The 12,739-nt window shown below is 59.6% G+C and carries 15 protein-coding genes; 5 read left to right on the top strand and 10 right to left on the bottom strand.

What is annotated here, in order from left to right; genetic code table 11:
* Positions 1-16: 16 nt before the first annotated feature.
* Genes IP81_RS07195 through IP81_RS07185 form a run of 3 tightly spaced genes read left to right on the top strand, consistent with a single transcriptional unit; the run spans position 17 to position 2,944 of the window.
* Positions 17-904 (top strand): CoA ester lyase, encoded by an 888-nt coding sequence (locus IP81_RS07195; RefSeq protein ID WP_054107313.1) that lies wholly within the window; start codon positions 17-19, stop codon positions 902-904.
* Complete coding sequence (locus IP81_RS07190; protein ID WP_054107312.1) at positions 901-2,172, top strand: acetyl-CoA hydrolase/transferase family protein; 1,272 nt, start codon at positions 901-903, stop codon at positions 2,170-2,172. The genes IP81_RS07195 and IP81_RS07190 overlap by 4 nt, the downstream gene beginning before the upstream one ends.
* Before the next feature lie 4 nt (positions 2,173-2,176).
* A complete protein-coding gene (locus tag IP81_RS07185; RefSeq protein ID WP_054107311.1) occupies positions 2,177-2,944 on the top strand; it encodes an enoyl-CoA hydratase/isomerase family protein in 768 nt (255 codons plus the stop codon).
* Here IP81_RS07185 and IP81_RS07180 read toward each other — a convergent pair.
* The 5 genes from IP81_RS07180 to IP81_RS07165 are packed head-to-tail and all read right to left on the bottom strand — an operon-like array spanning position 2,941 to position 5,791.
* A complete protein-coding gene (locus IP81_RS07180; protein WP_054107310.1) occupies positions 2,941-3,498 on the bottom strand; it encodes a nuclear transport factor 2 family protein in 558 nt (185 codons plus the stop codon). The two genes, IP81_RS07185 and IP81_RS07180, sit on opposite strands and share 4 nt — an antisense overlap.
* Positions 3,495-4,418, bottom strand: coding sequence for an SDR family NAD(P)-dependent oxidoreductase (locus tag IP81_RS07175; protein WP_054107309.1), 924 nt, complete (start codon positions 4,416-4,418; stop codon positions 3,495-3,497). The genes IP81_RS07180 and IP81_RS07175 overlap by 4 nt, the downstream gene beginning before the upstream one ends.
* Before the next feature lie 12 nt (positions 4,419-4,430).
* Positions 4,431-4,943, bottom strand: coding sequence for an SDR family NAD(P)-dependent oxidoreductase (locus tag IP81_RS21580; RefSeq protein WP_197274560.1), 513 nt, complete (start codon positions 4,941-4,943; stop codon positions 4,431-4,433).
* On the bottom strand, positions 4,930-5,301 hold the full coding sequence (locus tag IP81_RS21575) for an SDR family NAD(P)-dependent oxidoreductase (RefSeq protein ID WP_304437626.1): 372 nt from the start codon (positions 5,299-5,301) through the stop codon (positions 4,930-4,932). Before IP81_RS21575 ends, IP81_RS21580 begins: the two co-directional genes overlap by 14 nt.
* Complete coding sequence (locus IP81_RS07165; RefSeq protein ID WP_054107308.1) at positions 5,294-5,791, bottom strand: nuclear transport factor 2 family protein; 498 nt, start codon at positions 5,789-5,791, stop codon at positions 5,294-5,296. Before IP81_RS07165 ends, IP81_RS21575 begins: the two co-directional genes overlap by 8 nt.
* 174 nt (positions 5,792-5,965) lie before the next feature.
* Between IP81_RS07165 and IP81_RS07160 the strand changes: the two genes are divergently transcribed.
* Entirely contained in the window at positions 5,966-7,327 is a 1,362-nt protein-coding gene (locus IP81_RS07160) for an SRPBCC family protein (protein WP_054107307.1), read from the top strand.
* Between the two features lie 66 nt (positions 7,328-7,393).
* On the opposite strand, the gene IP81_RS07155 is transcribed toward IP81_RS07160, so the two are convergent.
* The 5 genes from IP81_RS07155 to IP81_RS07135 all read right to left on the bottom strand — a co-directional run bounded on the left by IP81_RS07155 (position 7,394) and on the right by IP81_RS07135 (position 11,341).
* Positions 7,394-8,245 (bottom strand): TauD/TfdA family dioxygenase, encoded by an 852-nt coding sequence (locus tag IP81_RS07155; protein WP_054107306.1) that lies wholly within the window; start codon positions 8,243-8,245, stop codon positions 7,394-7,396.
* Between the two features lie 2 nt (positions 8,246-8,247).
* The gene (locus IP81_RS07150; RefSeq protein ID WP_054107305.1) at positions 8,248-9,087 is read right to left on the bottom strand and encodes a TauD/TfdA family dioxygenase; all 840 of its coding nucleotides are present in this window, start codon (positions 9,085-9,087) and stop codon (positions 8,248-8,250) included.
* Between the two features lie 79 nt (positions 9,088-9,166).
* Positions 9,167-9,775: a TetR/AcrR family transcriptional regulator gene (locus tag IP81_RS07145; RefSeq protein WP_054107304.1), complete on the bottom strand. Its 609-nt coding sequence runs from the start codon at positions 9,773-9,775 to the stop codon at positions 9,167-9,169.
* Positions 9,776-9,785: 10 nt separating this feature from the next.
* Positions 9,786-10,577 (bottom strand): SDR family NAD(P)-dependent oxidoreductase, encoded by a 792-nt coding sequence (locus IP81_RS07140; RefSeq protein WP_197274558.1) that lies wholly within the window; start codon positions 10,575-10,577, stop codon positions 9,786-9,788.
* 11 nt (positions 10,578-10,588) lie between these two features.
* A complete protein-coding gene (locus tag IP81_RS07135; protein ID WP_054107302.1) occupies positions 10,589-11,341 on the bottom strand; it encodes an SDR family NAD(P)-dependent oxidoreductase in 753 nt (250 codons plus the stop codon).
* Positions 11,342-11,497: 156 nt separating this feature from the next.
* Between IP81_RS07135 and IP81_RS07130 the strand changes: the two genes are divergently transcribed.
* Positions 11,498-12,730: a CaiB/BaiF CoA-transferase family protein gene (locus IP81_RS07130; RefSeq protein ID WP_054107301.1), complete on the top strand. Its 1,233-nt coding sequence runs from the start codon at positions 11,498-11,500 to the stop codon at positions 12,728-12,730.
* Positions 12,731-12,739 lie beyond the last annotated feature (9 nt).

Genomic DNA, 12,739 nt, shown 5'->3' with positions numbered 1-12,739 from the left:
GAAGATCGGGAAATTGATGCCAACCCAAACAACGCAGAAAACGCGATCATGGCTGTTCGCTCCGGGCGACAGCGAAAAGAAAATGGCCAAGGCCACTGCCAGCAACGCCGACATCGCGCTGTTCGATCTGGAAGACGCCGTGGCGATCGAGAACAAGCCACTCGCCCGCCAGATGGTGCACGATTTCCTGAAGGCCAATGCCGATCAGCGCGCGCGGATGTGGGTGCGCGTCAATCCGCTTGATGGACCTTATACGCTGGGTGATCTGGCCGCGATCATGCCCGCCCATCCTGGCGGGATCATGCTGCCCAAAATCTATGGCCGCGCCGACATTGAAAAGCTCGATCACTACCTGTCGGCGCTTGAAGTGGCGAACGGGATCGAGGAAGGTTCAACTCCGGTCATCGTGTTGATCACCGAAACCGCCGAGGGCATGTTCCACACCGGCGACTACAAGGGCGCACCGCGCGTTGTCGCGCTCACGTGGGGGGCCGAAGATTTGGCCGATTCCATCGGGGCCAGTTCGAACCGCAATGCAGATGGCAGCTATGGCTTTACGTATGAACTAGCGCGGAGCCTGACCGTTCTGGGCGCAGCCACCGCTGGCGTGGCAGCGATTGAGACGATCTCGGCCGACTTCAAGGATTTGGAAGCCTTGCGCTCGCGTGCTGAAAAGGTGCGCCGCGATGGTTTCCGCGGGATGCTGGCAATTCACCCCGCGCAAGTCGATGTGATCAACGCCGCCTTCACCCCCAGCGCCGAAGAAGTCGAAGCTGCGCGCGAAATCGTGGCAGTTTTTGCCGCCAATCCGGGTGTGGGCGCTATCGGCTACAAAGGCGGGATGCTTGATCGGCCCTACTTGTCGCGCGCGCAGCAATTGCTGGCGCAAGTTGACGAGGCGTGACGGCAAAGACAGACGCTGCGGGCCTCGACCTTGCCCAATATCTGCGGCACGGCGATGCAATCGTGTTTGGCCAAGCCTGTGGTGAACCGACCACGCTGATCGAGGCGCTGATTGTGCAAGGTGGCGATATCGGCGGACTTTCCGCGTTCATCGCCACCACCTTTTCCGGCATCTTCAAGCCCGCAAACGCCGATGCTTTCGCGTTATCCAGCATGGGGGCGATTGGCGCACTGCGTACCATGGCCAAAGCCCATGCGCTAGGGATCGTGCCCTGCCATGTCGGGCAAGTCGCGCCGTTGATTGATCAGGGTTTGATTGGCTGCGATGTGGCGATGGTGCAAGTCAGCGCTGCCGATGCGAAGGGCAATCACAGCTTCGGGTTGATCAGCGATTACGGCCAGGCCGCCGTCGCCAAGGCGCGGGTGGTCATCGCCGAAGTGAACGCACAAGTGCCCTATACGCACGGCGAATTGCTGCACTCCTCGCGCATCGATGTGGCGGTGCATGTTGATCGTGCACCGGTTGAAGTTCAGGCGGCCCCAGTTTCTGCTACCGATGAAGCCATGGCGCGCCATTGCGCTGAATTCATTGGCGATGGCGCAGTGATCCAGACCGGTGTTGGCGCGGTGCCCGATGCCATTCTGCGCTTGCTCTATGACCGCAAAGACTTGGGCGTGCATTCGGGGATGCTGGGCGATGGACTAGTCGATCTGGCCCAAGCAGGCGTGCTCACCAATGCGCGCAAGGAAATTGATCGCGGCGTTTCGATTAACGGCGCGCTGATTGGCACGCGGCGGCTTTATGATTACGCCCACCAAAATCCCGCAGTGCGGATGACGCGCACTGATTACACGCACGACAGCGCGGTGCTAGCGCAGCTTTCGCGGTTGGTGACGATCAACTCGGCGATGGAAGTTGACCTGACCGGCCAAGTGAATGCCGAACAATCGGGCGAGACGTATCTCGGCGGCACTGGCGGGCAGCTTGATTTCGTGCGGGCAGGGGTGCGCTCCCCCGGCGGGCACTCGATCATCGCGCTGCCATCCACTGCCAAGGGCGGCACCATCAGCAAGATCGTGCCAGCCTTGTCCGGCCCGGTCACGACCGCGCGCAGCGAAGTCGACATCATCGTCACCGAATTTGGCGCGGCGCAATTGCGCGGCCAATCGCTGGCGGAACGGGCGCGCCGATTGGTCGCCATCGCGCATCCCGATTTCCGCGAAGAATTGTCGCGTACCGCGCACGAAATCTACCGGCGGGGTTTCTAAAACTATGTCCGATGCAGTCCTTTACGCCGTCGACGCCGATGGCATCGCCGTTATCACGATCAACCGGCCTGAACAGCGCAATTGCCTGTCCAAGGATGTGCGTGATGGCTTGCGCGCTGCGTGGAAACGCTTTGAAGCCGATGCCACCGCGCGCATAGCGATCCTGACCGGAAGCGGTGAGAAGGCCTTTTGCGCTGGCGGCGATCTGAAGGAAATGGTCGACACCGGCCTGAAAGTGCCGCCGCGCGATATGTTCCCGGTGCCTTACGAAACGCTGACGCTATCAAAGCCGACGATTGCGGCGGTCAATGGTGTGGCCTTTGCGGGCGGGTGGATGATCGCACAAGGCTGTGATCTGTGCGTGGCATCGACCACGGCAAAATTTGCGATCACCGAAGTGAAGGTGGGGCGCGGCTCGCCCTGGGCTGCGCCATTGATCCACATGCTTCCGCAGCGTATCTTCATGGAAATCGTGCTGACCGGCAAGGCGATCACCGCGCAGCGCGCTTATGAAGTGGGCTTGGTCAACCGTTTGGCTGAACCTGCGGCGTTGATGGACACCGCGTTGGAACTGGCGCACGAAGTGATCGAAGGCGCGCCGCTTTCGGTGGCTGCTGCGCGCGAGACGGTAATGCTTTCAACCGAAATGGGCCGCGCTGCTGCGCTGGATGCGGCATGGGCAGCGCACGAAACCGCCTATAACAGCCACGATGCGCAAGAAGGCCCGCGCGCCTTCGCCGAAAAGCGCAAACCGCAATGGACCGGGCGCTAGGGCCTGTCCAGCGCGCGATTGTTGATCAAAGGCCGCGTATAAGACGGATCTCGTCGGTCGCGCGTTGAAACGCCATTGGCGGCAAGATCGGCCACATCTGCAAAAGGCGGTGCCAGCAACGGTTGCAGACAACTCCATTCAATGATGTTGGTCCGCAAGGCAATGCGCCACTCCCCGTCGCGCCGCTCTAGCCGATCAATGTAGCGCCCACCCGCCAGCATGACGGTTTCCGCGCTGCCTTCCTCCCACGGGTGATTGCGCCCGACGAACTGGTAATAGCACTCGCTGTGGGCTTCATCGCCTGTCACATCCACATGGTGGTTGAGCAGCAAATGGTGCGTCAGCACTTGCGCGGCCTGATGCATCGGCTGCGCCCAGTCCCAACAGCCGGGCACATCGCCAACGTATGGTCCCGCAGCTATCACAGCGTCGGGGTGGAAAGCCGACAGGTAGAGTTCGCGGTCGAACCGGTCCATCCCACGGCAAAAGCGCAGCAGGCAATCATGGATGTCTTGCTTGTCGATGATCGCCTGCATGCGCGCTTCATTGCTCATGCAGGGTTGCGTTCCCGGTGCGCCCACTTGAATGTTTCACCCAAATGGTCGCTCATGCCCGAAGGGTAGGGCGCGAACAGCCATTGTTCGGGGCTGTTGCGGATCGTGTCGATGTTGGCGGCGATGTCTTCAACCGACCATTCAGCCTGCCATAACCCTTTGCTTTCCACGGTCCATGCACGCCCCATACGTCCGCCGCCCGCAACAAAATGCTCGCCCGAAACCGGGCAACTTTCATGCACCAGCCACGCCACCATGGGTGCAACCAGTTCCGGCTCTAGGGGAGGGTAAGCACTGGTATCAAGCCCATCGGCCATCCGTGTGACAGCCGCAGGGACGATGGTGTTGGAACGAATTCCATGTTCGCCGCCTTCCAGGGCGATCACGTTGTTCAGGCCCATCAAGCCAGCTTTCGACATGCCGTAATTGACCGTCGTCTTGCTACCGTAAAAGCCGCTGCACGATGATGTCAGCACAACCCGGCCATACTTTGCCGCGATCATGTGTGGCATTGCGGCCTTGGCCAGATAGAATCCGCCCTTGAAGTGGACATCGGTAACCGCGTTGAAATCTTCAATGCTTAGTTCAGCGATGGTGCCATAGCGGACATTGCCCGCGTTGTGGATCAGGATGTCGATCCGGCCCCAAGCATCAATCGCGCTCTGGATAATCGCCGCAGCGCCTTCCGGCATGGCGACTGATTCTGCACACGAGACTGCCTCACCGCCCGCCGCAATGATTTCGGCCACCACCTGATCGGCGGGATTGGCCACGATTTCATCACCGCGCGATGCGCTGCCGTTGTCGTTGACGACCACTTTGCAACCACGCGATGCCAGCAGCAGCGCATAAGAACGGCCAAGGCCACGCCCGGCCCCGGTGATGACGGCTACGCGGCCGTCGAAACGCAATTTATCCAAGTTCCGCTCTCCTTATGCGATCGGCTGCCACTTCGGCGATCCGCGTGTTTCGCGGACCGATGGGATCACTGTCCCATCGATGTCGGTTATGCCGTATTCTTGTGCGAGTTCGGCAGTGATGAATTCACCGCCTGACCGCTTCATAGTGTCTGGATCGGTGGCCAACGCCGCGATCACCCGGCCGGGATGTTCGGTCGAACTGCCCGCCTGGCTGGTGACCGACGCGGTCATCTCGTCGGCCATTTTGGCAAGGTTATCGCGCGCCTTCTCGGTCAAGGTCAGCCCCTGCCACAGCGTTAGCGATGCGATGTTGTGCGGTTTCAACTCTATCGCCATGTCGCGCGACATGCGGCCCACTGCCGTTTTCGATGTGCCGAAAACCACGCCATAAGTATATGTTCGGGCAGCATAGCCCGATATCGCCACGATCAGCCCGCTCTTTTGCGGCACCATGATCTGCGCTGCATGCCATGCCGCCACAAAGTTTGATCGGACGCCCACGTCCCACATTTCAAGGTTGGCCAAAAGGCTTTTCCCAAAAGCCGCCCGGTTCGATCAAATCCTCTGACAGCAGGAACGCGTTGTTCACCAGAATGTCCAGCCGCCCATCTTGCGCACGGATCTGCGCAAAGAGCGCGGCCACCTGATCGTCATCGGCATGATCGCAGGCAACCGCGATGCCCCTGCCGCCAGCGTCCGTGCATTCGCGCGCGGTCTGGCCGACAGTGCCGGGCAAGTAATAATCGCCCTCGTTCACCGTCCGGCCTGTCACGTAAACCGTGGCACCTTCGCGGGCCAGCGCGATGGCGATGCCTTTGCCGATACCCCGGCTTGCGCCGGTAACCAGTGCGACCTTACCAGCCAGACTTGGCGTTTCAGACACTGGCTGGCCGCACATAAGTGGGCTCATCGTCTGCGGGACCATCGGGGAATGCGCCGTAATTGGGCGTATCGGCAAAGTGCCCGGTCAGATCAGGAGCGCCGCGATATTTCATGCCCCAATGGCGCTTTTTGAACAGCCAGCGTCCGCCCACTTCCACGTAATCGTCATGATACCAGCCGATGGTCATCGCGGTGCTGCCATCCTGCATCCGGGCAAATTCGGTCATGTTCAACCGGCCCTTGGCGGTGCCGTCTTTAACGTCAAGGATAGGCAAACCGGTAATGATGTGGATGTGTGAGCAACGGCCCAGCATTTTGTCGCACATCTCGGCAATCTGTTCACGCCCGGCGATTTCCATGCCAGCGATCTTCCACAACCCGTCTTCGGCAAAACAGCCCGAAAATTCAGCAGCATCCTGCCGCCACACCGCATCGGCAAAGCGCGCATGCAGTTGCCGGATTCCGACATCGGCAGCAATCAGATCAGTCATAGAACAGGCGCTCCTCAAACGAGTTTATGCCTCATATTGCCACGGCAGCCATGCTGCGCACATGGCTGCAATTGCATTAGCGCCACAGCGATGCAGATGGCCCACTATGGGCTTGAGTGGCATCGCTGCTTGCTGCCACATGGCTAGGTAGAGCGGCCATGGAGAATACCTGCGATGAATGATGCCACAAAGATCGTCGCATCGGCCGAGCAACTGGCCGCGCCGGTAACCATCGGAACGCAAGCCTACATCTCGCCCGAATATGCGCGGGCAGAGCGTGACCGCCTATGGCGTAAATCATGGCTTCAGGCCGGTCGCCTGGAAGATATCCCCAATGACGGCGATTTTGTCACCTTCGACATTCACGACGATTCGATCATCGTGGTGCGGGAAAATGCCGACACGGTCCGCGCGTTTCACAACGTTTGCGTCCATCGCGGGCGCAAATTGATCGATACACCCGCCGGACAGCGCAACGCACGTGGCAACCGGCGCAATTTCATCTGCGGCTTTCATGGCTGGGCCTATGGGCTTGATGGCAATTGCACATATATCCCGCATCAGGACGATTGGCAGGGCTCGCTCACCGCTGAGCGCACCCGCCTAAGCGCGGTCAAGTGCGAGACATGGGGCGGGTGGATGTGGATCAACATGGACCCGCAAAGCGTTTCCCTAGCCGAATGGCTGGGCGTCGTGCCCGAAATGCTTGATCCCTACCAGTTGCAGAACATGCGCCCGCGCTGGCGCAAGTGGATCGTGTTCGATTGCAACTGGAAGGTCGCGCTCGAAGCCTTCAACGAGACTTATCACGTCGCTACCACCCACCCCGAATTCAATGCCTTCGGCCAGTTTCGCGGCTGGGCGCGCAATCAGGGCCTGCATAGCCACATCGGCTATGAAGCGGCCAAGGGTCTGGAAGAAGACGCAGGCAAGATGCGCACAGGATCTGGCGCCGATCCGCGCAAATCAACCGCTGAAATGCAAGCGTTCACGTGGGAAAACGCCAATACCAACACCACGATGACGCTGGTCAATGCGGCCAAGCGGCTGATTGACGAATTGCCCGAAGATACGCCTGTATCCGAAGTGTCGCGCCACTGGATTTCCACCGCGCGCGCCGATGATGAAAGGCGCGGCGTTGTCTGGCCCACGGTCGATCCGCAGCACACCGCCAAAGTCGGCACGGCATGGCAGATATTTCCCAACTTCCAGATCGGCCACGCGGTCAACAACATGCTGTGTTACATGGCCCGGCCCTACGGCAATGATCCTGACAAGTGCATTTTCGAAGCGGCGGTCTATGAGCTCTATCCCGAAGGCGAAGCGCCGCAAACCGAATGGGACTATACCGAACCCGATGATTGGCCGCCGGTGCTGCAACAAGACTTCGCCAATATGGCCGCCGTGCAGCAGGGCATGAAAAGCGCAGGCTTCAAAGGCACGCAACCCAACCCCTACATGGAACGCGCCACCGCCAGCCTGCACATGAACCTCGCCCGGTTCATGTGCACAGGCGCGCCAGTGCTGCGGGATTGATCAGCAAAAAGCCGCGACGCCGTTTCGGCATCGCGGCTTTTCAGAATTTCAAGTCGGGTCAAAGCGTCACGCGAACGGCTCTTCGCCCTTCAGTTTGGTGCGGTGCATCATGCGGCCGCAGGTAAGGTCATAGGCTTCGGCGCGGTGCATGGTGCCGGTGTTGTCCCACATCACCAGATCGCCTTCATCCCATTCGTGGCTGTAGCTGAATTCCTCCTGCGTCGACCACTCGCGCAAGCCATGGATGATTTCCGCGCTTTCAAACGGCGTTTTGCCCAGAATTTGCAGCGTGGTGCAGCCGATGACCAGCGATTTTCGGCCCGAACGGTGGTTCCAAACCAGCGGCAATTCGTTTTCGCCAACGGTCTTCATCCCGCGCAGCTTGGCCACGCTCGGTTCCGGATCGTAGTAGAACACCGTTGGCCAGACGCCATGGATGGCGCGCAATTGCTCAAGCTCGGCCTTGCGATCATCGGGCAGGGCATCCCAAGCTGCATAAGTGCTACAGAAGCCGGTGTTGCCCGTGCCCTTTGGCGCCGGAACCTTGCATGACAGCAGCGAGGCTAGAATGGGCACGTCGTTCATCGTGCCATCAATGTGCCAATACAGGCTGCCCTTGAGGTATTCGGCAGCGCCTGGGTTTTCCTTGATGTCGAGCGTGATCTTGCTGACGTTTTCGCCATCACCCATCCGCTCCGGTGCAAATTCGCCCAGCGTCTTGGTGAAGGCGACCTGCTCGTCGTCAGTGAAATTCACTTGTTTGAACACCAGCACGCCACGTTCTTCCAGCAGCGCGCGGATCGCCGGGCCAAGGTCGCCGGCAAGCAGTTCTTCCTTGGTGTTCAACACGCGACTGGCAATTTTAGGGCGCAAGGCTTCATGGCGAAATTCGACGCGTGTTTCAGAAGCAGTAGCCATGATCAATTCTCCCAGGCTTCGGTGCCATTCAGGATCGTGCGATGCATCATCCGGCCTGAATAGGCGTCATAAGGTGTCGCGCGGTGCAACGACGTGCGATTGTCCCAGATCACCGTGTCACCCAAGGTCCATTTGTGCCGATAGCTAAAAGGTTCACTCGTCGCGAACTCTCGCAGACCGTGCAGCACCCGGTAACTGTCCTTGGGATCGAGGCCCCTCACATAGTGTGCCGTATTGCCCAGCACCAAGGACTTGCGCCCCGATTTGTGCGTGCAAACCAGCGGCAGTTCGGCTTCCCCCTTTTCGATCCAGTCTTCCAACTGTTCCATCGAGGGTTCGGGAGTGTGGTACATTTGCGAACGCCACAGCGAGTGGACCACGCGCAAATCGGCGATTGCGTCCTTGCGCTCTTGCGACAGTGCATCATAGGCCGATGCGGTATTGGCAAAATCGGTGTCGCCGCCTTCGCTCGCCAGCACTTTGGCGGTGAGCATGGATGCGCGGATAGGCATCGAGTGCATCGTGCCATCAATATGCCAGAACAGCGAACCCTTCAGGTATTCGGCGATCTTGTGGTTGATCTTCTCGTCCAGTGTCACCTTAAACATGGCTTCGCCGCGAATCTCGTTGACGTTGCCGCCCAGCAGATTGGTAAACCGGATCTGCTCTTCGTCGGTAAAATCGATTTGCGGAAAAACCAGCACGCCGCAAGATTCCAGCAAGGCGTTGATCCCGGCCGAAAGCGCGCCCGAAAGCAACTCCGCCTTGGTGTTAAGGATGCGCGCGCCGATCTTGGGCTTGATCTGCTCGAACTGCAGTTGCGACTGGGCAAGCTCGGTCATGGTCACGGCATCTCTCCTGCGATCGCCCTCATGTTGAACACCTGTTCAACATAAAAACTACATTGTGTCAATTATGTGTTTAGGGTGAGGGTATCAGCGCGTCGAGCCACTTCTCGACACATTGGATCGCCTCGTCATGACCGGACGTGACGCCCAGCGCTGCTTCCATGAACAAGGCGCGGCCCACACCTGCCAGGATCACCGAAAGACCGGCAGGGGAACACCCCGTTGCTTGCGCCAACCGCTCCCCCAGCACGCGTTCGAACAGGGCGATCTGCTGCGCGCGCATGGCACTGGCATGGGCGGAAATCTGTTCGCGAATGGCGGGGCGGCGGATGGCCAGCGCGATGAATTCCACCGAAAGCGCTGTCCGGCTATCGTCCCGAAAGAATTGCCACAGTGCGCGCACGGGTTCATTGCTCGCCAGCGCTGCGGCAATCATCGCGTCGCTCTGCGCCGCGCCCCGTTCGAACACGGCCAGCAGCAAGTCGTCGGTCGACGGGAAGTAGTAATGCACCAGCGAGGGGTTCAGCCCCGCGCGCAAAGCGACCCGGCGTGTGCTGGCAGCGGCATAGCCTTCTTCGCGGATAACCTGTTCGGTCACATCAACGATCAGTGCCCGCGTTTCAGACTTTTCCGCGCCGATCCGGCGCTTTGGAGAAGGTTCCTGGCTCGATAGGGCTGACATGGCGCGTCCGTTATCCTTGCACGGGAAGGCCGCTCATCGCGAGCCACCCGCCATCGTTGATGAAACTTGCGCCGGTGGCAAAACCGGATTCGTCACTGGCAAGAAACAGCGCCATGTTGGCCATTTCCTCAGGCTGTGCCAAACGGCCCATCACCCCCATCCGGTCAATAATACTGTTGGAGGTGGGCATACCTGCCTTCTCCATTTCCATCCGTTGATGTTTGGCCATTGGTGTTTCAGTAGCGCCGGGGCACAGCGCGTTCACACGGATGCCGTGCCGCGCCAATTCCACCGCCGCCACTTTGGTCAGCCCGACCAGCCCTGCCTTTGATGCACAATACCCGGCAGAACTGGCCGCGATGAAGGCGCCGATCGATGCCGTGTTGATGATCGATCCACCGCCTGCCTCGATCATGTGCGGAGCCACGTGCTTGATCATCAGCCACGGCCCTTTGAGGTTGACCTCTACCACCCGGTCAAAAGCCGCTTCATCGATCTTGAGGATCGATTGCTTGTTTTCGGTATCGGCGCCTGCATTGTTGAACAGGATGGTGGGCAAGCCCAGTTCGCCAATTGTCCGCGAGACGATGCGTTCAACGTCCGCTGTTTTGGTGATATCTGCCGCAATCGAAATGGCCGCGCCGCCAAGATCGGCAATCGCGGCCATCGTTTCGGCGTTGACCTCTTCCGAAAGATCAACGCACGCGATTTTCGCGCCATGCTTTGCGAACAGGATCGCAGAGGCTTGCCCCATGCCACCGGCGGTGCCGGTGATAATCGCGATCTTGCCTGCAAGACGCATGGCGCTGTCCATCAATGCGAACCCATATAGCGGCCGCCATTGGTGCTGATCGTCTGTCCGGTGATATAGCTGGCCTCTTCCGATGCCAAGTATGCCGCAGCCGCAGCAATGTCTTCTGGCTTGCCAATGCGCTTCATTGGCAGCGTTTGGGCAAATGCGTCGGCGTCAATCGGCGCGGCGCGCAGCATTGGCGTATCGATAAAGCCGGGGGGGATGATGTTGAACGTCACGCCAGAGGCCGCGAATTCCAACGCCAGCGCCTTGCTCATGCCCACAAGCCCGCCTTTGGACGAAACATAATGGCCCTGCGCTGGCGATCCGGTTTGCACCGACGAAGACGTGATGTTGATCACGCGGCCCCAGCCTGCTTCCAGCATATCGGGCAGGCATTCCTTGGTCACCAGCCACGGCCCGCGCAAGTTGATGCGGATCACTTTGTCGAAAAGCTCGTCATCGGTGCTGAGGAACGGAGTGAACGGCGCGATCCCGGCGTTGTTTACCAGAATGGCGATGGGGCCAAGTTCGGCGCGGGTGCGGTCAGCTGCGGCCTTGATCGCGGCCTTATCGGAACAATCAACATCGATTGCGATGGCCACGCCGCCGGCATCGCGCACCATCTGCGCGGTTTCTTCAGCACCTTGTGCATTGATGTCCCAGATGGCGATCTTGGCGGAATCTTCGGCAAGGCGCAATGCGATGGCGCGGCCGATGCCCGATCCCGCTCCGGTTACGACAGCTACGCGGCCCTGAAGTGAACGTGTCATTCAACTTATCCTCTAGGTTAGTTGAACTGGTGTTCAGCATTGCGCCGGGATGGAGTCAAGACAACGGGCATCGCGCCCGCGATAGCGTATTCAAGGTCTGACAGGCGGGCCTGTGTTTTGTTAGATGACCCGGCTCCTCGCATATGGAATTCGATAATGGCCGCAGCTTTAGATGGTATCCGCGTCATTGATATGAGCCGCGTTTTTGCCGCTCCAGTGGGCGCACAGATCCTCGGTGATCTCGGCGCCGACGTGATCAAGATCGAACGGCCCGGCTCTGGCGATGACGGGCGCGGCTATGGTACCGCGTGGGTCAAAGGCAAAGATGGCATCGACACCCGCCAATCGAGCTTTTTTACCGTTGCCAACCGCAACAAGCGCTCGATTACGGTCAATCACAGCAAACCAGAAGGGCAGGACATCATCCGCGCTCTGGTTAAAGATGCCGATGTTCTGATCGAGAACTTCAAGGTGGGTGATCTCAAACGGTTCGGGCTGGATTATGAAAGCCTCAAGGCGATCAACCCACGCCTGATCTATTGCTCGGTCACCGGCTTTGGCCAAACCGGCCCGATGGCGGCGCTTCCCGGCTATGACGGTCTGTTCCAGGCAACCGGCGGCATGATGGCTGTTACCGGCATCCCTGAAGGCAAACCGGGGGCGGGGCCATTGAAAGCAGGGCCGAGCCTTGTCGACTTCATGACCGGCCACAACACTGCGCTCGCAATCATGGCGGCGCTGCTTCACCGTGCCAATACAGGTGAGGGGCAGTACATCGACATCGCCCTGCTCGATACTTCGGTGGCTATGGTCAGTCACATCATGCAGGATTATCTTATCAGCGGCTTCCCTCCGCCGCGCCTTGGCAATGGTGGCAACGGCGGCGGTCCGGCAGATTTGATCACCGCCAGCGACGGCATCGTTTATCTCACCGCAGGCACCGATGAACATTACCGCCGTTTGACCGTGTTGATGGAACAACCAGACCTGTTCACCGATCCGCGTTTCGACACCAATTTCAAACGCGGCCGCACCGGGCAGGCAGAGCTGATCGAAATCATCTGCCAGTGGAGCAGCCAATTCAGCGTGGCTGATTTGCTTTCCAAGCTGGATAGCGTCGGCATTCCGGCGGCCAAATTCAATGAGCTGTCCGAGGTGTGGGACGAGCCGCAGGTGCAGCATCGCGGGCTTCGCGCCACCACGCCGCATGCTTGGGCCGAGGCTGGCTCGGTCGATCTGATTGCCAGCCCGCTCGCGCAGATGTCAGCCTCGCCTGCCACCATCCGCCGCGCCCCCCCGATGCTGGGGGAACATAACGCCGAAGTGCTTGGCGAACTGGGTTATTCCGCAGAGCGGATCGCTGAACTGAAGGCGGTGGGGGCTATCTGATTCCGGACA

Source organism: Novosphingobium sp. AAP83 (assembly GCF_001295795.1).
GTDB lineage: Bacteria > Pseudomonadota > Alphaproteobacteria > Sphingomonadales > Sphingomonadaceae > Novosphingobium.
Note: the sequence above shows the minus strand (reverse complement) of the source record. Positions and strands in the feature narration are given on the sequence as shown.